The organism is Limimaricola cinnabarinus, assembly GCF_047631075.1.
GTDB classification, from domain to species: Bacteria; Pseudomonadota; Alphaproteobacteria; order Rhodobacterales; family Rhodobacteraceae; genus Limimaricola; species Limimaricola cinnabarinus.
Window position 1 is genome coordinate 12143 of sequence record NZ_JBLHYX010000010.1, and the last position, 21486, is coordinate 33628.

Below are 21486 nucleotides of genomic sequence, written 5' to 3' on the forward strand. Positions count from 1 at the left end.
CTTCGCGCATTCCAAGTCGTTGCAATGGCGGGTGTTGTCGCCCGCAGGGCGCGCGCCTAGTCTGCGCGCCGATCAGACCGGAGGCCCCGACATGGCGAAACAGGCGGAAAAGCGACCCCGCTCCATTTTCGAGGAGGTGGGCACGAGCCAGAAATCCGTCGCCACCCCCGGCGGCATCGACCGCGGTCGCGCCGATGCGCGCCGCGGGTTGCGGATCTGGCTCGGCATTCTCTTCGTGCTCGTCGCCGCCATCGTTTTCGTCGGTGGCATGACGCGGCTGACCGACAGCGGGCTGTCGATCACGGAATGGAACCCGGTCTCGGGGGCCATCCCGCCGCTCTCGGCCGCCGATTGGGATGTGGAGTTCGCCAATTACAAGGCCAGTCCGCAATACGAGCTGATGAACCAAGGCATGGAGATGTCCGAGTTCAAGCGCATCTTCTGGTGGGAATGGGGCCATCGCCAGCTTGGCCGCACCATCGGCCTCGTCTGGGCGCTGGGCTTTCTGGGCTTTCTTGTGACCAAGCGCATTCCGGCGGGCTTCAAGACCCGCTTTCTGGGTCTCGGCGCGTTGATCGGGCTTCAAGGCGCGGTCGGCTGGTGGATGGTCCATAGCGGGCTTCAGGACGGCATGGTGACCGTCGCCTCCTACCGCCTCGCCACGCATCTCGGCCTCGCCTTCGCGATTCTTGGCTTGATCACGTGGTACATCCTGCGGCTCAAGCGGCGAGAGGTCGATCTGCTGCAGGCTCGCCGCTCGGCCGAGCGCAAGCTCTGGGGCGGGATGACCGGGCTGATGCATCTGGGCTTCTTGCAGATCATCCTCGGGGCGCTGGTGGCGGGGATCGACGCGGGCCGCGCCTTTCCGACCTGGCCGCTGATGGGCGACAGCTTCCTGCCGCCCGATCCGTTCCAGCTCGAGCCGATCTGGCGCAACTTCTTCGAGGATGCGGGGCTGGTGCAGTTCATCCACCGCATGTCGGGCTACCTGCTGATGATCCTCGGCGTCGTCGTCTGGTTGCGGGGCCGCCGGTCGCCGCACCCGTCGACCCGCCTCGCGGTCAATGCCGTGCTGGCGATGCTGGTGGTGCAGATGGTCCTCGGCATCGTCACGGCGATCTACGCAGCGCCGCTCCATGCCGCGATCACGCATCAGCTCGGCGCGGTGCTCTTGTGGGTGCTGATCCTGCGCGCCCGCTTTCTCACCCGCTACCCCTATGTCCAGTCCCTTAGGAAGATCCGCAAATGACTGTGTATGACGATCTGATGGCGCATGCGCGCGAGACCGAGGCGCTGGCGCAGGTGGCGGGCCGTCTCGGCTGGGATCAGGAGACGATGATGCCACGCGGCGCCGCCGCCCAGCGCGGCGAGGAATCGGCGGCGATGGAGGGCGTGCTGCACGCGCGCCGCACCGATTCGCGCCTTGGCGACTGGCTCGCGCAAGCCGAGGCGGGGGACGCGGTGGCCGAGGCCAACCTGCGCGAGATCCGCCGCGCCTACGAGCGCGCAAAGAAGGTGCCCGCAAAGCTCGCCGCCGAGATTGCCCGCGTCACTTCGGTGGCGCAGGGCGTCTGGGCCGAGGCCCGCGCCGCCGAGGATGTCGCGGCCTTCCTGCCGACCCTGCGGCGCGTCGTGGCGCTCCGTCAGGAGGAGGGGCAGGCTCTGGCGCAAGGCGGGGACGTCTATGACGCGCTGCTCGACGATTACGAGCCGGGCGCCCGGGCCGCCGAGCTCGACGAGATGTTCGGTGCCCTGCGTCCGCGCCTCGTGGCGCTGCGGGCGGCGATACTGGACAAGCCGCAGCCTGCCGCGCTTGCGGGCCGCTTCGACGAGGCGGCACAGCTGGCGCTTTCGCGCGAGCTGGCAGGGCTGTTCGGCTACGATTTTTCGCGCGGGCGTATCGACAAGGCGGTGCATCCCTTCTGCTCGGGCTCCGGCAGCGATGTGCGTGTTACCACCCGCACCGATCCGGTCGATCCGTTCAACTGCCTTTATTCGACGATCCACGAGGTCGGTCACGCAAGCTACGAGCAGAACGTCGACCCCGACCACCTGCTGACGCCGATCGGACGGGGCGTGTCGATGGGCGTGCATGAAAGCCAGAGCCGGATCTACGAGAACCAACTCGCGCGGTCTCCTGCCTTTGCAGGTTGGCTGCTGGGCCGTATGCGCGACACCTTCGGCGATATCGGCATCACCGACCCGATGGAGTTCGTCCGCGCCGTCAACCGTGTCTCGAACGGCTATATCCGCACCGAGGCGGACGAAGTGCAGTACAACCTGCATGTCATGATGCGCTTCGATCTCGAGCGGGCGCTGATTTCCGGCGATCTGGCGGTGGACGACCTCGAAGCGGCCTGGAACGACCGTTTTGCCGCCGATTTCGGCTTTGCCGTCGACAAGCCCTCGAATGGCTGCCTGCAGGACGTGCACTGGTCGGTGGGATTGATGGGGTATTTCCCGACCTACAGCCTCGGCAACGTCTATGCGGGCTGCCTGCACGCGGCGCTGCGGGCCGACCGACCCGCCCTCGACGCCGAACTGGCGCGCGGCGACCTCTCGGGTGCCACGACATGGCTGCGCGACAAGGTGCAGCGCCACGGGGCGCTGATGTCGCCGCGCGAGACGATCAAGGCGGCTTGTGGTGCAGCACCGTCCGAAGCGCCGCTGCTCGATTATCTCAAAGCCAAGTTCAGTGCGCTCTACGATCTGTGATTTGCCGGCCACCCATGTAAAAACCCCCGCGACCGTAAGGTCGCGGGGGTTTTTACATTTCGAGCCCTAGCTCCGGCGACGGCCGCGCCGCGCCGCGCGTTCAGGGCCTGCGCCATCGGTCCCGTCTGAGGCCGAGGAAAAGCCGCCCAGCTTCTCGACGATGGTTTCCAGCGTCGGACGCTCGCCGCGCGGGCGGGTCTCCAGCGCCTCGCGCATGGCGCGCAGATGGTCCGGCATGGTGCCGCAGCAGCCACCGATGATCGTCGCACCCGCGTCCCGCGCGAGGCAGGCATAGTCGGCCATCAGCTCGGGCGTTCCGTCGTAATGGATATGGCCATCCTGATACTTGGGGATGCCGGCATTGCCCTTGGCGATGATCGGCCGCTCCGGCCCGGCGGCGGTAAAGCCCAGAACCGTGCGCAACAGGTCCGACGCCCCGGTGCCGCAATTGGCACCGAAGGCCAGCGGCGCGTGGTCGAGCTTGCCGACCATCTTGACCATGTCGGCGCTGGTCAGGCCCATCATCGTGCGGCCCGCCGTGTCGAAGCTCATGGTGCCGCACCAAGGCATGTCGGCCTTGCCGAACGCCTCGGCGGCGGCGCGGAACTCCTCGGCGGCCGAGATCGTCTCGACCCAGAGCACATCGGCGCCGCCCGCCTTCAGGCCCTCTGCCTGCTCGTGGAACATTTCGACCGCGATCTCGTGGGTGAGGCTGCCCATCGGCGCCATGATGTCGCCCGTGGGGCCGACCGAACCCGCGACGATCACCGTGCGGCCCGCCTTGTCGGCGACCTCGCGGCCCAGCTCGGCGGCAGCCTTGTTGAGTTCGAACACCCGGTCCTGCGCCTGATGCAGCTTGAGCCGCGAGGCGTTGCCGCCGAAGCTGTTGGTCAGGAACAGGTCCGATCCCGCATCGACGGCACCGGCATAGAGTGCACGGATCTTGTCCTGTTCGGTCACGTTCCAAAGCTCGGGCGCGTCGCCCGAGCTCAGACCCATGTTGAACAGGTTCGTCCCCGTGGCCCCGTCGGCCAGAAGCCAGTCACGGGTTTCGAGAAGTCGGGTAAGCGCGTCGGTCATTGGCGGGGCCTGTCTGGTCAGTGAGGCGCGGCGCAGCGCCGCGGAAGACCGGGAGCCGGATCGGCCGCCGGGCGGTATCGCCGCCCTTCTGCACCGGAGCGCCGCCGAATTCAATGTCGGGGATCGGCGGTTCGGCGTGGAGCGGCGCGGGCACGTGCACGGCGCGCGCGATCTCGATCCCGGCGCGCAACAGACCGAGACGGGTCGGGGCGGCGGCGTAGAGCGGTCGCCAGCCGGGCCCGAAGCCGCGCTTGAACTGCTCGAGCCCCGCGCCGCCGGGCCGGGCCGCCACTTTCGCGCAGGCCCATCCGGGCATCCAGTGCGGCATCTGTGGCAGCGCGGCGAGCGACAGCTGTGGCACCTGTGCCGCGCGGGCGGCCTCGATCGCGGCGAGGATCAGCGCCATCATCGTGCCATCGGGGGCCGTGTCGGTCTGGCGCATCAGGTCGAGGGTCCAGTCGCCCCGGCCTTGATGGAAGCTGGCGAAGGCCACCAGTTCGCCCTCGTGCCGGGCCAGCGCGACGAATTGGTGGTTCAGAAGCTCGAGGCAGAACCGCCCCATCGAAAACCCTCGCTCGCCGCCCGAGCGCGCGGCCCAGTCGGCATGGATGCGCGCCATCTCGTCCAAGGGCAGGATTTGCGGCGCGGTTTCGATCGTAACACCTGCCTTGGCCACGGATTTCAGCTTGCGGCGCAGGCCGCGGCAGGCGGGCCGATCGAGGCTCCAGCGGGCGGTGTCGATCACCGCCTCGGTGGCGATCCGTTCGACTGCCCAGCCCGCCGCGCGGGCGCGGATCGCCATGCGGGGCCCGCATTTGTAGATCGCCGCGTTGAAGCCGAGACGGCTGGCATGGGCGCGCAGCGCCGAAAGTTCGGGGCGGCCCAGCGGCTCACCGATCGCGGCCAGCGTGCCGCCGGTGCGCCGCACGAGCCAGCCGCTCTCCTGATCGGGCGACAGCAGAATCCGCGCGCCTTGCCAGACGAGACCCCATTCGGCCTGCGGCGCGCAGGACAGCGCCCGGTGCCGTGCCGCCCCTTCGGCCGAGGTCAGGCCCGGCCGTGCATCGATGGTCATCGGACGGATCAGCAGGAGCAGCGCCAGCAGCGCGGGCACCGCGTGATAGACGACGCGGTAGCCGATCATCGCGGCAATCAGGTCGGCCTCGGGCACCTGCGGCAGCAGCGCCAGAAGGCACAGCTCGAACGCGCCGACGCCGCCGGGGCTCTGGCTGGCGAGGCCCGCGCCCAGCGCCGCGAGATAGGCGAAGATTGCCGCCGAGGCCGGGATCTCGACGTCCGCCGGCAGCAGGAGCCAGAGCACGGCGCCCGCGGCGCAGGTGTCGATGGCGGTCCAGACGATCAGCCGGGGCAGCGTGCCCGCCCGCATCTGCGGCAGGCCGGGCAGGCGGGTGATCCGCGACACCCCCGCGATCACCACGATCGCCAGAAGCGCGGCCAGCGCCGTGTGCCCATCGAGCAAGAGCAACGACAGCCCCGCCAGCACGCCAAGCGCCCCCATGAAGGAGGCCGAAACCCACAGCGACAGCCGCGTCGCCGTCCATAGGTCGCATTCGGGCAGGCTGCGCCAGCGCACCAGCGCGCCGGTGAGGCTGCCGAAGCCCACGGTCTGCGCGATGGCCATGGCGCGCATGCCCGCCGCGCGGGCGCGGGCGGGAGCGATGCCGGTGCCCATGGCACGGTGCAACACCACGTCGTATTGACCCAAGGCCCAGAGGCTCAAGGCGGTGCAGGCCAGAGCGCCGATCCATTGCTGCGGAGGCAGCGCCCGAAGCGCGGGCCAGACCGCGCCGAAATCGATGGTCTCGCAGCGCTGCGCCAGAAGCCATGCGCCAAGGCCCAATGCCAGCAACGGCAACAGCCGCAGCGCGGTTCGCCCAAAGCTGAGCGGAAGGGACCGGGCTCCGCGCGTGGCGGGTTCAGGCGAGGATGCGGACATGGGCGCGGCTCGGGGTCAGAGGGCCTGAATACCGTCGCGGCGGTCGGCCGGACAGTATCGGACTTTGATTGAAAATCGGGCTTGTGCAGGAGGGGCGAGCCACCGAAAAGAGATCCCCGGGGCCGTAGGATAGGCGGTAGAGAAACAGGGTATCAGTTTTCCTGCAACAGCTCCGACTTGGCTGCGATGGTGAACTCGGCCATCTTCTCGCGGATCTCTTCGTCGCTCATCAGGTGGCCTATGTCGCGGCGCAGCTTGCGGAACACGTCGTCGTCGCCCGCCTCCTGAAACTCGGCCTTGATGACCTCGCGGGTATAGTCGGCGGCGGCGTCGCCCTCCTTGCCCAGCAGGCCGGCGGCCCAGAAGCCGAGCATCCGGTTGCGCCGGGCTTCGGCGCGGAACTTCATCTCTGCATCATGCGCGAACTTCGCCTCGAACGCATGCTCCCGTTCATCGAAAATCGTCATTTGACTTGCCTTTCCGCGCCTCCGCCCCATGCAATAAAGGATACGCCCCGCGACACCTTGCCCGCAAGGGGGGCTTGGACTATGAGGCCCTCAAGGCCGCGTTACGCAGCAATCCGGTCACGGACCTGCTGCGTCGCCCCGACATCCGGGGCCTTGGCGCGCGAAACCCCGTGGAGAGCGCATGGCACGTCGCAAGAAGATTTACGAGGGCAAGGCGAAGATCCTTTATGAAGGCCCCGAGCCGGGAACGCTGGTCCAGTATTTCAAGGATGACGCGACCGCCTTCAACGCCGAGAAGAAGGCGGTGATCGAGGGCAAGGGCGTGCTCAACAACCGCTTGTCCGAATTCTTCATGACTGGGCTGCAGTCGATCGGCGTGCCGACGCATTTCATCAAGCGGCTGAACATGCGCGAGCAGTTGATTCGTCAGGTGGAAATCATTCCGCTCGAAGTCATCGTGCGCAATTTTGCCGCCGGTTCCATGGCCAAACGTCTGGGCATGGAAGAAGGCGCGCCGTTGCCGCGTCCGATCATCGAGTTCTCCTACAAGGACGACAAGCTCGGCGATCCGCTGGTGCCCGAGGAATACATCATCGCCTTCGGCTGGGCCTCCCAGCAGGATCTCGACGACATCGTGGCGCTGGCTCTCAGGGTCAACGACTTCATGTCGGGTGTCATGCACGGCGTCGGCATCAAGCTGGTGGATTTCAAGATCGAGATCGGCCGGATCTGGGACAACGACTTCCAGCGCCTCGTCGTGGCCGACGAGATCTCGCCCGACAGCTGCCGGCTGTGGGACATCGAGACCGGCCAGAAGCTCGACAAGGACGTGTTCCGCAAGGATCTGGGCAGCCTCACGGATGCCTATACCGAGGTGGCGCGACGCTTGGGCGTGCTGCCCTCGAACGTGACCCACCGTCCCCGCCCGACGCTCATCAACTGAGGCGTCGGGTCGACCGGACCGACTGACAGATCGAAGAAGAAGGAGCGGCGCGCATGAAGGCTCGCGTGCAGGTGATGCTGAAGACCGGAGTCCTCGACCCGCAAGGCGAGGCGATCCGCCATGCGCTCGGCGCGCTGGGCTTCGACGGCGTCGAGGGCGTCCGGCAGGGCAAGGTGATCGAACTGGACCTCGCGGGGGACGATGCGACCGCCGCCGAGGCCCAAGTGACCGAGATGTGCGAGAAACTTCTCGCCAACACGGTGATCGAAAGCTACAAGATCGACCTGAGCTGAGGTCGCGCGCCGCCTCTCGGGGCGGCGTTCGCGTCTTTGGAACAGGTTTCGCTTTCGGGCATCGCTCGGCCGTCTTCGGGGGGCCTGAGCACCGGGAGCGATGCGGCGGTGGTTGCAGGGGAGGGCGCCACCGCCGACCTGAATTCGCGCCGCGGGCCGCCAGAGCCCCCGGCCTCCAGTTACCTCGTTCGCGGTTCCGCCGACCCCCGTTTGCGGTCCCGCCCCAGACCCCGAAGGATGCCCGCCATGAAGGCCGCCGTCATCGTCTTTCCCGGATCCAACTGCGATCGCGACATGGCCGTCGCCCTGCGCGCCGCCGGTGCCGAGGTCGAAATGGTCTGGCACAAGGATGCCGGTCTGCCGCGCGGCGTCGATCTGGTCGCCGTGCCGGGGGGCTTCTCCTTCGGCGACTACCTGCGCTGCGGCGCCATCGCCGCGCAGTCGCCGGTCTGCCGCGCCGTGATCGATCACGCGCAGAAGGGGGGCTACGTGCTGGGTGTCTGCAACGGGTTCCAAGTGCTGACCGAAACCGGCCTGCTGCCCGGCGCGCTGATGCGCAACGCCGGCATCCGCTTCGTCTGCAAGACGATCCCGCTCGAGATCGGGACCACCCGGAGCGATTTCACCAGCGGCTACGCCGAGGGTGCGACGCTTCATATCCCCGTGGCCCATCACGACGGCAACTACTTCGTCGATCAGCCGACGCTCGATCGGCTGCGCGCCGAGGACCGGATCGCCTTCACCTATGGCGACAACCCCAACGGCTCGACCGGCGACATCGCTGGCGTGCTCTCCGAGAACCGCCGCGTCCTCGGCATGATGCCGCACCCCGAGCGGGCGGTGGATGCGGGACATGGCGGCACCGACGGGCGCGGCCTGTTCGTCAGCCTCGTGGGCGCGCTGGTTTCGGCCTGAGCCTCGATCTCACGCCGCCTGTGAATGCGGCGTGATCCGCCCCGGCTTGCCGCGCCGCCCGGCGCGGCGTAAACCCGTCTGCATGGCGAACGACACTTCCAGACGGCCGCGTCCACGGCGCAGTTGGGCTCCGCGCATAGCGCTGGCGCTGTTCTGCCTTGCCGCGATCGCGGTGATCTGGGTGACGAACGTGCTGCTGACCGAGCGTTTCACCGAAGCCACGCGCACCCGCACCGACGTGCGCCTCACGCTCTATGTCGGCAACCTGATCTCCGAGCTGCAGCGCAACTCCATCGTGCCCCAGCTTCTGGCGCGCGACCCCGAGCTGATCGGGGCGCTGTCCTCCTCCGACTTCTCGCGCTCGACCCAGCGGCTCTTGTCCTTCGTCGACGAGATCGGCGCGGCTTCGCTCGTGCTCTATGACAGCGACGGTCGGATCGTCGCGGCGACCGACCGCAATCGCCTCGGAGAGACGCATCGCAGCGCGCCCTATTTCATCGATGCGATGCGTGCGAACTCCACCATCTTCACGATCTTCCAGCGGCCCACGGGCGGCTACTCATTCCTCTATTCGCGCAAGGTTGACGCCAACGGCGCGGCGCTGGGAGTGATTTCGGTCGAGGTCGATCTGGCCAAGCTCGAGCGCAGCTGGGCCGGCACTTCCGACGCCGTGCTCGTCACCAACAGCACCGGCGAGATCATCCTGTCGACCGAGCCGCGCTGGCGCGGCCTGCCCGAGAGTGAGGCGCTGGAGCGCCAGTCCGCGCCATCGGCGATCGAACGGGCCTTTCTTGCCACCGACTGGACCGCCCTGCCGATCGACGCCTATCTGCGCGGCGAGGCGGTGATGCGGCGCGAACTGCGGGTGCCGTTCCAAGGGTGGAAGATGGTGACCTTCACCGCCTACACGAGCGTACGCGAGCGGGTGAACGGTGTGCTGGCGCTTGAAATCATGGGATTTGCAATGCTGCTGGCGCTGACCTTCTGGATCAGCTCGCGCAAATCTGCCTCTCGGCTGTTGCTCGTGCGGCGCGAAAGCGACCAGCTGCGGCGGCTCAACATGCGGCTGCAGCGCGAGATCGCGCAGCGCCAGCAGGTCGAGCGCAATCTTGAAAGCGCCGAGCAGACCATCGCCCAAAGCTCCAAGCTCGCCGTGCTGGGCGAGATGTCGGCCAGCGTCAGTCACGAACTGAACCAGCCGCTGGCGGCGATGAAGACATATCTCGCCGGGGCGCGGCTGCTGTTGCAGCGCCGCCGCCCGGAGGAGGCGCTCTCCTCGTTCCAGCGGATCGACGATCTGATCGACCGGATGGGCGCGATCACCCGACAGCTCAAATCCTATGCCCGCAAGGGCAATCAGGCCTTCGAACCGGTCGATGCGCGCGCCGCGCTGTCATCGGCGCTCGCCATGATGGAGCCGCAGCTCAAGACCCGCTCGGTCGCGATCAACCGTACGCTGCCTTCCGGACCCGCGATGATTTTGGGCGACAGGTTGCGTTTCGAGCAGGTGATCATCAATCTGTTGCGCAACGCGCTGGATGCCACCAAGGAGGTCCGGGATCCGCGCATCGACATCACGCTCACGGTCGAGGACGCCGTCGTCCTTACCGTGCATGACAACGGCCCGGGCATCGAGAACCTCGATGCGCTGTTCGAGCCGTTCTATACGACCAAGGCGCCTGGCGACGGTGTCGGGCTTGGTCTCGCGATCTCCTCCGGGATCGTGAACGATCTCGGCGGACGGCTGACCGCGCGGAACGCATCCGGCGGCGGGGCTGTTTTCGAAGTGCAGCTGCCTATCTTGGAAGAAGAAATGGCAGCGGCGGAATAGGGGGCTCCCATGAGCAAGACCATGAAGGTCGCCATCGTCGATGACGAAAAAGACATGCGCCAGTCGATCAGCCAGTGGTTGGCGCTGTCGGGCTTCGACACCGAGAGCTTTGCCAGCGCCGAAGAGGCGCTCAAGGGGCTGACGGCCGATTACCCCGGCATCGTGGTGAGCGACATCCGCATGCCGGGCATGGACGGGATGCAATTCCTGCGAAAGCTCAAGAGCGTCGACAGCACGCTTCCGGTGATCATGATCACCGGCCATGGCGACGTGCCGATGGCGGTCGAGGCGATGCGGATCGGCGCGTTCGACTTTCTCGAAAAGCCGTTCAACCCCGACCGGATGACCGAGCTCGCGAAGAAGGCCAGCAGTGCCCGCCGCCTCGTGCTCGACAACCGCGCGCTTCGCCGCGAGCTGTCGGACGGCTCGGCGCTGATGAACAAGCTGATCGGTTCCTCGCCGGTGATGGAACGGCTCAAGGAGGACATCCTCGATCTGGGCCAGGCCGACGGCCACGTGCTGATCGAGGGCGAGACCGGCACCGGCAAGACGCTGGTGGCGCATGCGCTGCATGCGGTGGGCGCGCGAGCCTCCAAGAAGTTCGTGCTGATCTCCTGCTCGGCCTATGACGAGGAACGGCTCGGCGCGCGGCTTTTCGGCCCCGCGGGCGAGGACGACCCGATCCCGGCGCTCGAGGAGGCGCGCGGCGGCACGCTGGTGCTCGAGGACATCGAGGCGCTGTCGAGCGCGATGCAGGCCCGGCTGCTGACCGCGATCAACGATCAGGGCACGCCCGCCGAGACGCGCATCGTCGCGATCTGCAACCTGCAGGACGAAGGCAAGACCTGCGAGAGCGTGCTGCGGCCCGATCTCTACTATCGTCTGGCGGCCCTGCGCATTATCGTGCCGCCGCTGCGTCAGCGCGGCGAAGACATCCTGTCGTTGTTCACCCGGCTGTCCGAGCAGTTCGCCGACGAATACGGCTGCGACGCACCCGAGGTGAGCGCGCAGGAGGCGGCGCAGCTGCTGCAGGCGCCATGGCCTGGCAATGTGCGCCAGCTCATCAACGTGGCCGAACGCGCGGTGCTGCAGAACCGGCGCGGGTCGGGCTCGATCGCCTCGCTCTTGATGACCGATGGCGACGAGCAGAGCGATCAGGCGATGACCACGGAGGGCAAGCCGCTCAAGGAATTCGTTGAGGCTTTCGAACGGATGCTCATCGACAACACGATGCGCCGCCACAAGGGGTCGATCGTGGCGGTGATGGACGAGCTGTGTCTGCCGCGGCGAACGCTCAACGAGAAGATGGCCAAATACGGGCTGCAACGTTCGGATTACCTGTAAAAAACAGGGCTATCGATTGATGATCGGGCCGCCCTTCGGGGCGGCCTTTCACATTCGTCATTGTGTCATGTGGACAAGTGCCGCTATGAAGGTCGGAACGGGCATGCGCTTGGCGCCGTTGCCCGGACGGATTTTCCGCTCCCTTTGCGACGGGGTTCCCCGGCACCGGAGGCGGACGAGACCGGCCCCGAGAGGGGCCGTTGACCTGACCCCGACCGGCCCGCTCATCTGGATGGCCGCCGGGCATGAACTGGCCCCTAGGGCCGAGGAAGAACCGCGATGCAACGCGCGCAGCATGCAGGCGACCCGTTGACGGCCCCGAGGGGCCGCACGGAGGCCGATACGCGCGTCATCGCCACAATCGGACATGAGCGCGCGACAGGCGCCCCCCCGGGGGCGTCAGTCGGCGCGCCATGCGAATGGATAACATGGCAAAGAAAATGCTCATCGACGCCACGCATGCGGAAGAGACCCGCGTCGTGGTTTGTGACGGAAACAAGGTCGAGGAATTCGACTTCGAAAGCCAGAGCCGCCGTCAGCTCGCGGGAAACATCTACCTCGCCAAGGTCACGCGCGTAGAGCCGTCGCTGCAGGCGGCCTTTGTCGATTACGGCGGCAACCGGCACGGCTTTCTCGCCTTCTCCGAGATCCACCCCGACTACTACCAGATCCCCGTCGCCGACCGCGAGGCGCTGCTGGCCGAGGAAAAGGCCTATGCCGAGAGCATGAAGGCCGAAGCCGAGGCGGCGGGCGCGGATGACGAGACCGACGAGGCCGAGGAAAACGGCGGCGATCGACCGCGTCGCCGCCGCTCGCGTTCGCGGAGCCGCGCCTCGGAGGCCGGCTCCGACGCCGTCAGCACCCAAAGCGACGACGAGATCTCCGGCATGGAGGTGATCGACGCCGAGGACGAGGACGAGGATGACGCCGCGTCCAAGGACGAGGGCATCGAAAGCGTCGCCGACGAGGATGACAGCGAGGACGTGCGCCCCGCGCGCAAGCCGCGTCCCAAGCGCTACAAGATCCAGGAAGTCGTTAAGGTCCGGCAGATCATGCTGGTGCAGGTTGTCAAGGAAGAGCGCGGCAACAAGGGTGCGGCGCTCACCACCTACCTGTCGCTGGCGGGCCGCTACTGCGTGCTGATGCCCAACACCGCGCGCGGTGGCGGCATCTCCCGCAAGATCACCAACGCCGCGGATCGCAAGAAACTCAAGGAGATCGCGGGCGAAATGGATGTGCCGGAAGGCGCAGGGCTGATCATCCGCACCGCCGGATCGCAGCGCACCAAGTCCGAGATCAAGCGTGATTACGAATACCTGCAGCGCATGTGGGAGCAGATCCGCGAGCTGACGCTGAAATCGATCGCGCCGGCCAAGATCTACGAGGAAGGCGATCTCATCAAACGGTCTATCCGCGATCTCTATTCCAAGGAGATCGACGAGGTCATCGTCGAAGGGATCGACGGCTTCCGCACCGCGCGCGACTTCATGAAGATGATCATGCCGTCGCACGCCAAGAACGTGAAGCCCTACACCGACAGCCTGCCGCTCTTTGCCCGCTATCAGGTCGAGAGCTACCTCGCGGGCATGTTCAACCCGACAGTCCAGCTGCCCTCGGGCGGCTACATCGTGATCGGCGTGACCGAGGCGCTCGTCGCCATCGACGTGAACTCGGGCCGCGCCACCAAGGAAGGTTCGATCGAGCAGACCGCGCTCAAGACGAACCTCGAAGCCGCCGACGAGGTGGCGCGCCAGCTGCGGCTGCGCGATCTCGCGGGCCTCATCGTGATCGACTTCATCGATATGGACGAGCGGCGCAACAACACCGCCGTGGAAAAGCGCTTCAAGGACAAGCTCAAGACCGACCGCGCCCGCATCCAGGTCGGCCGTATCTCGGGCTTCGGCCTGATGGAGATGAGCCGCCAGCGCTTGCGCCCGGGCATGCTCGAGGCGACGACCCAGCCATGCTCGCATTGCCACGGCACCGGCCTGCTGCGCTCGGACGACAACGTGGCGCTGGCGATCCTGCGCCAGCTCGAGGAAGAGGGCGTGCGCGGCCGCACCAAGGAAGTGCTGGTCCGCGTTCCCTACGCGATCATGAATTTCCTGATGAACCACAAGCGCGAACACGTGGCCGCCATCGAGCAGCGTTACGGCATGGCCGTGCGGGTCGAGGGCGACGCCACGCTGATCTCGCCCGACTTCGTGGTCGAGAAGTTCAAGACCGCCACACGCGCCGTGCCCGAGGTCGCGCCGATCGTATCGTCGGCCGCGCTGATGGAGGCGCTCGACGCCGAGTACGACTTCGACGCCGATGATGAGGTCGAAGAGGAAGAAGTCGCCGAGGCCGAAGCGGAGATCACGACCGAGACCTCGTCGCGGCAGGAGACCAATGAGGCGGCGGACGAGGACGACAAGCCTCGCAAGAAGCGGCGCCGTCGGCGTCGGCGCCGGGGCGGCAACGGCGAAGGAGCCGATGCGCAGGGCGACGATCGGAGCGATGACGACGCAGATGATTCCGACGAGGACGAGGAAACCGGCTCCGATCCGGTGGCCGAGGCCGAAACCGCCAAGGTTCCCGAACCGGCCACGGCGACCGAGGCCGAGCAGGCACCCGCGACGGAGGCCGTCACCGAAGCCAAGACGGAGGCCGAGGCAAAGCCCAAGCGGACCCGCACGCGCAGCCGCAAGAAGGACACCGCCGAGGACGCGCCTGCCACGGCTCCCGAGGCGGAAGCCGCAGCCGAGCCTACCGCCGAAGAGGCACCGAAGCCCAAGCGCACGCGCCGCAAGAAGGCCGACACCCCCGCCGCCGAGCCGGCGGAGGCCGAGGCCGAGGCTGCACCCAAGCCCAAGCGGACCCGTCGAAAGAAGGCCGAGCCCAAGGCCGAGGAGGTCGCCGAGACCGCCCCGGTCCCGGCCGCGGCCGAGCCCGCCGCCGCCGGTGCGGCCGAGGCCGAGGCGGGCGACAGGCCCGAAGCGGCTCCGGCCTCCGAGGCCCCCGAGGTGATGCCCGAGGTTGCGCAGCAGGTTGCCGATACGGTCGCGCAGACCCGCAAGGCGCCCGAGGCCGAAGAGGCTCCCCGCGAGACCGTGGATGCCGGTGCCGACGCGGACGAGGAAGAGACCAAGCCGCGCCGCCGTGGCTGGTGGTCGATCGGCCGCTGATCCGTAGCTTCGCGGAATGCGAAGGAAGGCCGGGCAGGGAAACCTGCCCGGCCTTTACCTTTCAAAGAGACGGTATGACGACGGAACGAAATCGTTCGTGTCGTTCCGTCAACCGCGGCGTATGCGGTGAATTTGCGTCGCACCGTCCTCGATCAGGTCAAGATGGACATGCCCCGCTTCGGCGCAGAAATGCGGCAGATCGATCCGGGCCACGGGATCGTCGGACAGGATCTCCAGCACCTCGCCCGGTGTCATCGCCGCCAGCAACTTGCGCGCCTTGAGGACCGGCAGCGGGCAGATCAGCCCGCGCGCGTCATAGCGCTGCGAAGAAGAAGCCGAAGCCGACATTGGGGGAAACCTTTGGTCTGGAACAGGAGCGGAGTTGAACGGTTGACCCGCCGAAGACGGAAACGCAAGATGAAGGAGATCTCATGACCCGCATGATGAACACCACAGCCCTGACTCTCGGACTGACCCTCGCCGCTGGCGGCGCGCTCGCCGAGGCGCATATGGAGATGGGCATGGGCAGCGGCCGTCTGACGGCCGACAACATGATGAACACGATTCGCGCGGAAAACCTGATCGGCTCGAACATCTACACGCTTCAGGCCGAGTATGACGAGACACTGTGGACCGACACGCCCTATTACGAGGAAGTCGACGCCGAATGGGAAGACATCGGTGAAGTCGAGGACATCGTGATCTCGGCCGATGGTCAGATGATCGGTCTGGTGATCGAGACGGGCGGCTGGCTCGATATCGGTGACGAGGATGTCATCCTTGATTTCAGCGAAGTGCGCTTTGCCGGAGACTATGCCGGCGGTGATTTCTCGCTCGTGACCCGCATGAGCCAAGAGCAGCTCGAAGCGCTGCCGCAGGCCGACGAAGGCTATTACAACTGGCGCGACTGATCGCTCTGCCAGTTGAAAGCAAAAGGGCCGTGGCATCCGCCACGGCCCTTTCTCGTCGTGAGGGGCCCGATCAGCCGCGCAGGATCGAACGACCTGCATAGATCGCGGTCTCGCCCAGCATTTCCTCGATGCGGATCAGCTGGTTGTACTTGGCGAGCCGGTCGGAGCGCGCGAGGCTGCCGGTCTTGATCTGACCACAGTTGGTGGCGACGGCGAGGTCGGCGATGGTCGCGTCCTCGGTCTCGCCCGAACGGTGCGACATCACACAGGTGAAACGGGCGCGCTGCGCCATCTCCACGGCCTGCATCGTCTCGGTCAAAGTGCCGATCTGATTGACCTTCACCAAGAGCGAATTGGCCGAGCCTTTTTCGATGCCGTCCTTGAGACGGGTGGGGTTGGTCACGAACAGGTCGTCGCCGACGAGCTGCACACGGTCGCCCAGCGCATTGGTCAGCGCCTTCCAGCCATCCCAGTCGTCCTCGGACATGCCGTCTTCGATCGAGATGATCGGGTAGTCGTTCACCAGCGCTTCGAGATAGGCGACGTTTTCCTGAGAGGTCAGCGACTTGCCTTCGCCCTTCAGCTCGTACTTGCCGTTCTTGTAATACTCGGTCGCGGCGCAATCGAGGGCGAGATAGATGTCCTCACCAGGCTTGTAGCCCGCCTTCTCGATGGATTTCAGGATGAAGTCGAGCGCCTCGCGGGTCGAACCCAGTTCGGGGGCGAAGCCGCCCTCGTCGCCGAGACCGGTGGACATGCCAGCGGCCGACAGTTCCTTCTTGAGGGTGTGGAACACCTCCGAGCCCATGCGGACGGCTTCACGGATGCTGGTCGCGGAGACCGGCATGATCATGAATTCCTGGATGTCGATCGGGTTGTCGGCATGCTCGCCGCCATTGATGATGTTCATCATCGGCACCGGCAGGACGCGAGCCGACATGCCGCCGACATAGCGGAACAGCGGCTGGGTGGTGTATTCGGCCGCGGCCTTGGCGACGGCCATGGACACGCCGAGGATCGCATTGGCGCCGAGACGGCCCTTGTTGTCGGTGCCGTCGAGCTCGATCATGGTCTGGTCGATCTCGACCTGCTCGGTCGCGTCCATGCCAAGGATGGCTTCGGCGATCTCGCCGTTGACGGCGGCCACGGCTTCGAGCACGCCCTTGCCCATGTAGCGGGACTTGTCGCCGTCACGCTTTTCGACCGCCTCGTAGGCGCCGGTCGAGGCGCCCGAGGGCACAGCGGCGCGGCCCATCGTGCCGTCTTCGAGGATCACGTCCACTTCGACCGTCGGGTTGCCCCGGCTGTCGAGGATTTCGCGGGCGTGAATGTCGATGATCGTGCTCATGGAGATCTCCTGTGGGAAGGTTTGGAGGTTCTATAACGCGGGCGTGACCCGGCGTGAAGCGCGCCTGAGCCGGGCTTCGCGAAGAAGCGTGTAGATGCCCGATCCGACGATGATCGCGGCACCGATATAGGTGAGCAGATCGGGCCGCTCGCCAAAGGCGAAGTAGGCCACGAACAGTGCAAAGACGAGGCGGGTATAGCGGTAGGGCGCGATCACCGAGATCTCGCCCATTCGCGTGGCCGCCGTCAGCGCCCAGTAGCCCGCGACGCCGACACCGATGGCGGCCAGAAGCCGCAATGAATTGACGGTCGATGGCCAGACCAGCGCCTCGCCCGCCACGACCACCATTAGGTAGCCGACGGGCACGAGGATCAGAAAGGCGTAGGTCGACAGCTTCAGCGACGAGATGGAGCGCGGCACGCGGCGCGAGGCGAGGTCGCGCGCGGCAAGGCCCATCGTGCCGAGCACCGCGAAGAGCGACAGCGGCGTGAAACCCTCGGCGCCCGGCCGGATCACCAGCAGCACGCCGAACAGACCGACGCAAATCGCGCTCCAGCGGCGCCAGCCCACCGGCTCGGCAAAGAACACGGCCGCCCCGAGTGTCACCAGAAGCGGGTTGGCCTGCAAGATCGCCGAGGCCGTGGCCAACGGCGACAGCGCCACGGCGGTGATGAAGCCCGCGGTGCCGATCACCTCGCCCAAGTTGCGCGCGATCACCGCCCTGTGGTGGAAATCCGGCGACAGGAGCCGCTCGCCGCGCGCCACCGACATCATGGCAAAGACGATGCCGCCGCCGAGACCCAGAAGCATCAGGATTTGCCCCACCGGCAACGCGCCTGCCATCATCTTGATGAACATGTCCTCGAGCGCGAAGCCGAGCATGCCCGCCACTATCAAGGCGCTGCCGCGCAGGTTCTCCATTTCTCAGCTTTCTTTCTTGGCGGGGGCGGTCGGGACGCCGTAGAGTTCCAGCCGGTGCCCGATGAGCCGGTAGCCCAGCCGCTCGGCAATGCGTTCCTGAAGCGCCTCGATCTCGTCGTCGACGAATTCGATCACTTCGCCCGAATGCATGTCGATGAGGTGGTCGTGATGCTCGCGGTCGGTGGTTTCGTAGCGCGCGCGCCCGTCGCCGAACTCGTGTTTTTCGAGGATGCCAGCCTCTTCGAAGAGCTTCACCGTGCGGTAAACCGTGGCAAGCGAGATGCGTGCGTCTTCGGCGGCGGCGCGGGCGTGCAGTTCCTCGACATCGGGATGGTCGTCCGCCGCCTCCAGAACCTGCGCGATCACCCGGCGCTGTTCGGTCAGGCGCAGGCCGTTCTGCTCGCAGCGCGACAGGATGGTTTCGGGCATGGGGCAGGGTCCGTGGAGATGTCTCGCCGCCCGTCTAGCCGGTTCGAGGCGAGGACGCCACCCTGCGGGCACACGGCGGCTCGCGCGGCGTCACCATGCGGTGAGGCGGGGTGTCGCGCGCGAGACCGGCCGGGCAGGCTGACGCAGGGGAGGACACGACATGCGCATCATCACGATCATCGCCGCGCTGGCGATTGCGGGGGCCGCGCAGGCCCAGCCCGCGCGCTGGCAGGGCCAATGGCCGAACACCGATTTCGCCACCACCGACATCACCGACTGGTCCGAGATCATGTCGGGCGGACCGCCGAAAGACGGCATCCCCGCGATCGATGATCCGCGCATGGTCCCGGCCGCATCCGAGACGCGGCTCGGGCCGGCGGAACCGGTGATGGTCTGGCCCGCCCCGGAGGGGCCCGCGCGGGCCTACCCGATCCGCTACCTGCTCTGGCACGAGATCGTCAACGACGCGGCGGGGGGCGTGCCGGTGGCCGTCACCTATTGTCCGCTATGCAACTCGGGCATGGTGTTCGACCGCCGGGTCGAGGGGCAGGAGCTGTCCTTCGGCGTCTCGGGGATGCTGCGCGCCTCGGACATGGTGATGTATGACCGCCAGACCGAAAGCTGGTGGCAGCAAGCCATCGGCACCGGCATCGTCGGCGAGATGACGGGCCGCGAGCTTGAGTTGCTGCCCGCTTGGATGGACAGCTGGGAAAGGTATCTCGCGGCCTATCCGGAGGGGCTGGTGATGGACGAGCCGAACTGGAGCCGCGACTACGGGCGCAACCCCTATGTCAGCTATGACAGCTCGGCGCGGCCCTTCCTCTATTCGGGCGAAATGCCGCCGCACGACATCGCGCCCCTGATGCGGGTGGTGCGCGTGGGCGACCGGGCCTGGACTTTTTCGCGGCTACGCGAGGCGGGATCGGTGAGCGAGGCCGGCGTGACGATCACGTGGGAGGCCGGGCAGGCCAGCGCGCTCGACGCAAGCGCAGTCGCGCAGGGGCGCGACGTGGGCAATGTGCGCGTGCGTGACGCGCAGGGCCGCGACGTGCCGCATGACGTGCTTTTCGCCTTTGCTTTCCACGTGTTCTGGCCAGAGGGCGAATGGATGCTAGGCGGCTAGACCCGGCCCTCGCGCGCATCGAGCCCGCGCTGCCAGAACACCCATGCCATCACCGCAAGGATGGCGCAGGCGATGAGGCCCAGAACCCGCTCGGCCAGACCGTCGATCGAAGTTGGCGCCATGAGAAACAGCGGCGCGGACACGCCCCAGGCGATGGCGAGGCCGATCAGCGCCGACCGTACCTTGGGGTGATCGCGCCCGAATCCCGCCGCCATGTTGAGCGGGGCCGCGAGGAACAGCACGCCGAGGCCGTAGACGAGGTAGATGTGGATCACCACGCCTTCGTCGTCGCCATCGCCGTATTCGTTGCGCGCGCCGACGACGACGACCAGCGCCGCGAGAATGGCGAGGGACACCACGCCAGCCGACCAGCCGATGCCGCCCAGATGCGCATGCGACGCCGCCAGCGCCATGGCGAAGAGACCCGCCGCAAAGCCGTAGAGGGCGACGTCCATGATGATCTCCCACTCGCCGGCGCCCAGATCGCTGATCGTGTCAGCGACCCAATCATGGCCCGGCACGACGATCTGTGCGGCGATGGTGCCGCCGATCATCGACATGCAGCCGAAAAAACCCAGTCCCGCCATCAGCAAAAGCAGGTAGGGGCGTTCTGCGTCGACCGGTTGTCCGACGGCGTCCTTCATGGCGTCTCTCCCGTGTTGGCGGGCCAACGGGAGGGGGCGGCGCTGGTTCCGCCAAGAGGCGTGCCACGCCGCGTCACATGAAAAGGGGCGGCGCGCGCCGCCCCTTCAAGATCTCAGCCCAGACGCACCAGGGCGTGGCGTTTCTTGCCGGCCGAAAGCTTGATCGGCGCGGTGAGGGCCGCGCGGTCGATGATCAGCCCCGCATCGGTCAGCGGCGCGTCATCTAGACGCGCGCCATTGTCCGAAATCAATCGCTTGGCCTCCTTGCCCGACCCGGCAAGCCCCGCCCGCACGATCAGCTGCACGATCGAGATGCCGTCCGCCACCTCGGCCTCGGAGAGCGTCAGCGTCGGCAGGTCGTCACCCACGCCGCCCTTCTCGAACACCTCGCGCGCCGTGGCCTTGGCCGCCTCGGCCGCGTCACGCCCATGCAAAAGCGCCGTGACCTCGTCGGCCAGCACGATCTTGCCCTCGTTGATCTCCGAACCTGCCAGCGCGCCGAGGCGCTCACACTCATCGACCGGCAGTTCAGTATAGAGCTTGAGGAAGCGGCCCACATCGGCGTCGGTGGTGTTGCGCCAGAATTGCCAGAACTCGTAAGGGCTCAGCATCTCTTCGTTGAGCCAGACCGCGCCGCCCGCCGACTTGCCCATCTTGCGGCCGTCCGAGGTCGTCAGCAGTGGCGAGGTCAGGCCGTAAATCTCGTGGTCGAGCACGCGGCGCGTCAGGTCGATACCGTTGACGATGTTGCCCCACTGGTCCGAGCCGCCCATCTGCAGCACACAGCCATAGCGACGGTTCAGTTCGAGAAAGTCGTAGGCCTGCAGGATCATGTAGTTGAATTCAAGGAACGACAGCGATTGCTCGCGGTCGATCCTCGACTTCACGCTCTCGAAGGACAGCATCCGGTTGACCGAGAAATGCCGCCCGATGTCGCGCAGGAACTCGAGATAGTTCAGATTGTCGAGCCACTCGGCATTGTCGAGCATCAGCGCGTCGGTCGGTGCGTCACCATAAGACAAATAGCGCGCGAAGACCTGTTTCATGCCGGCGATGTTCGAGGCGATCTGGTCGGGGCCCAGCAGGGGCCGTTCGTCCGAGCGGAAGCTCGGATCGCCCACCTTGGTGGTGCCGCCGCCCATCAGGGTGATCGGCTTGTGGCCGGTCTTTTGCAGCCAGCGCAGCATCATCACGTTGAGCAGGTGTCCAACATGCAGCGACGCCGCTGTGGCGTCATAGCCAATATAGGCGGGCACGACCCCCTTCGACAGCGCCTCGTCCAAGCCCTGATAATCGGTGCAGTCGGCAAGATAGCCGCGCTCGATCATCACGGACATGAAGTCGCTCTTGGGGTGGTAGGTCATGTCTTGTGCCCCTCTCTTGGTCGCGCCACTCTAT

Annotated in this window: 19 protein-coding genes; 10 read left to right on the plus strand and 9 right to left on the minus strand. The window is 66.6% G+C overall.

Going from position 1 to position 21486, the window contains the following annotated elements; all coding sequences use genetic code 11:
- Positions 1-91: 91 nt before the first annotated feature.
- Together ctaA and ACJASC_RS09785 are read left to right on the plus strand one after the other, a co-directional pair.
- Positions 92-1249 carry a heme A synthase gene (gene ctaA, locus ACJASC_RS09780; RefSeq protein ID WP_415145584.1) on the plus strand — a complete coding sequence of 386 codons (1158 nt, stop codon included), beginning with the start codon at positions 92-94 and terminating at the stop codon, positions 1247-1249.
- Positions 1246-2715 carry a carboxypeptidase M32 gene (locus ACJASC_RS09785; protein ID WP_415145586.1) on the plus strand — a complete coding sequence of 490 codons (1470 nt, stop codon included), beginning with the start codon at positions 1246-1248 and terminating at the stop codon, positions 2713-2715. Before ctaA ends, ACJASC_RS09785 begins: the two co-directional genes overlap by 4 nt.
- 66 nt (positions 2716-2781) lie before the next feature.
- Here the strand turns inward: ACJASC_RS09785 and bmt are convergent, their stop codons facing one another.
- The 3 genes from bmt to ACJASC_RS09800 form a co-directional block, all read right to left on the minus strand.
- A complete protein-coding gene (gene bmt / locus ACJASC_RS09790) occupies positions 2782-3795 on the minus strand; it encodes a betaine--homocysteine S-methyltransferase (protein ID WP_021694219.1) in 1014 nt (337 codons plus the stop codon).
- Positions 3758-5752, minus strand: a complete 1995-nt coding sequence (locus ACJASC_RS09795; protein ID WP_415145589.1) for a phosphatidylglycerol lysyltransferase domain-containing protein — start codon at positions 5750-5752, stop codon at positions 3758-3760. Before ACJASC_RS09795 ends, bmt begins: the two co-directional genes overlap by 38 nt.
- A 152-nt stretch (positions 5753-5904) precedes the next feature.
- The gene (locus tag ACJASC_RS09800; RefSeq protein WP_021694221.1) at positions 5905-6219 is read right to left on the minus strand and encodes a DUF1476 domain-containing protein; all 315 of its coding nucleotides are present in this window, start codon (positions 6217-6219) and stop codon (positions 5905-5907) included.
- A 181-nt stretch (positions 6220-6400) separates the two neighbouring features.
- Here ACJASC_RS09800 and purC point away from each other — a divergent pair, with 181 nt between their 5' ends.
- The 6 genes from purC (at position 6401) to ACJASC_RS09830 (ending at position 14712) form a co-directional block, all read left to right on the plus strand.
- Positions 6401-7162, plus strand: coding sequence for a phosphoribosylaminoimidazolesuccinocarboxamide synthase (gene purC, locus ACJASC_RS09805; protein WP_021694222.1), 762 nt, complete (start codon positions 6401-6403; stop codon positions 7160-7162).
- 53 nt (positions 7163-7215) lie between these two features.
- Positions 7216-7455: a phosphoribosylformylglycinamidine synthase subunit PurS gene (gene purS / locus ACJASC_RS09810; protein WP_021694223.1), complete on the plus strand. Its 240-nt coding sequence runs from the start codon at positions 7216-7218 to the stop codon at positions 7453-7455.
- A gap of 246 nt (positions 7456-7701) precedes the next feature.
- Complete coding sequence (gene purQ, locus ACJASC_RS09815) at positions 7702-8370, plus strand: phosphoribosylformylglycinamidine synthase subunit PurQ (protein ID WP_415145592.1); 669 nt, start codon at positions 7702-7704, stop codon at positions 8368-8370.
- 82 nt (positions 8371-8452) lie between these two features.
- Complete coding sequence (locus tag ACJASC_RS09820; RefSeq protein WP_021694225.1) at positions 8453-10201, plus strand: sensor histidine kinase; 1749 nt, start codon at positions 8453-8455, stop codon at positions 10199-10201.
- Between the two features lie 9 nt (positions 10202-10210).
- The gene (locus ACJASC_RS09825; RefSeq protein WP_021694226.1) at positions 10211-11545 is read left to right on the plus strand and encodes a sigma-54-dependent transcriptional regulator; all 1335 of its coding nucleotides are present in this window, start codon (positions 10211-10213) and stop codon (positions 11543-11545) included.
- 428 nt (positions 11546-11973) lie between these two features.
- Entirely contained in the window at positions 11974-14712 is a 2739-nt protein-coding gene (locus ACJASC_RS09830; protein ID WP_415145595.1) for an Rne/Rng family ribonuclease, read from the plus strand.
- Positions 14713-14820: 108 nt separating this feature from the next.
- Here the strand turns inward: ACJASC_RS09830 and ACJASC_RS09835 are convergent, their stop codons facing one another.
- Positions 14821-15060 (minus strand): sulfurtransferase TusA family protein, encoded by a 240-nt coding sequence (locus ACJASC_RS09835; protein WP_415145597.1) that lies wholly within the window; start codon positions 15058-15060, stop codon positions 14821-14823.
- A gap of 83 nt (positions 15061-15143) precedes the next feature.
- Between ACJASC_RS09835 and ACJASC_RS09840 the strand changes: the two genes are divergently transcribed.
- Entirely contained in the window at positions 15144-15623 is a 480-nt protein-coding gene (locus ACJASC_RS09840) for a PRC-barrel domain-containing protein (protein WP_415145599.1), read from the plus strand.
- Positions 15624-15693: 70 nt separating this feature from the next.
- Here the strand turns inward: ACJASC_RS09840 and eno are convergent, their stop codons facing one another.
- From eno to ACJASC_RS09855, 3 genes are read right to left on the minus strand one after another with little or no spacing between them, the layout of a single operon-like run.
- The gene (eno, locus tag ACJASC_RS09845; RefSeq protein ID WP_415145601.1) at positions 15694-16971 is read right to left on the minus strand and encodes a phosphopyruvate hydratase; all 1278 of its coding nucleotides are present in this window, start codon (positions 16969-16971) and stop codon (positions 15694-15696) included.
- 30 nt (positions 16972-17001) lie between these two features.
- Positions 17002-17892 (minus strand): DMT family transporter, encoded by an 891-nt coding sequence (locus ACJASC_RS09850; protein WP_415145603.1) that lies wholly within the window; start codon positions 17890-17892, stop codon positions 17002-17004.
- A gap of 3 nt (positions 17893-17895) precedes the next feature.
- Positions 17896-18321: a Fur family transcriptional regulator gene (locus tag ACJASC_RS09855; RefSeq protein WP_021694638.1), complete on the minus strand. Its 426-nt coding sequence runs from the start codon at positions 18319-18321 to the stop codon at positions 17896-17898.
- Positions 18322-18481: 160 nt separating this feature from the next.
- Between ACJASC_RS09855 and ACJASC_RS09860 the strand changes: the two genes are divergently transcribed.
- Positions 18482-19444 carry a DUF3179 domain-containing protein gene (locus tag ACJASC_RS09860; protein WP_415145605.1) on the plus strand — a complete coding sequence of 321 codons (963 nt, stop codon included), beginning with the start codon at positions 18482-18484 and terminating at the stop codon, positions 19442-19444.
- On the opposite strand, the gene ACJASC_RS09865 is transcribed toward ACJASC_RS09860, so the two are convergent.
- Together ACJASC_RS09865 and tyrS are read right to left on the minus strand one after the other, a co-directional pair.
- On the minus strand, positions 19441-20088 hold the full coding sequence (locus ACJASC_RS09865) for a DUF998 domain-containing protein (RefSeq protein ID WP_415145607.1): 648 nt from the start codon (positions 20086-20088) through the stop codon (positions 19441-19443). The genes ACJASC_RS09860 and ACJASC_RS09865 overlap by 4 nt on opposite strands.
- A gap of 113 nt (positions 20089-20201) precedes the next feature.
- A complete protein-coding gene (gene tyrS / locus ACJASC_RS09870) occupies positions 20202-21452 on the minus strand; it encodes a tyrosine--tRNA ligase (protein ID WP_415145609.1) in 1251 nt (416 codons plus the stop codon).
- Between the last annotated feature and the right edge of the window lie 34 nt (positions 21453-21486).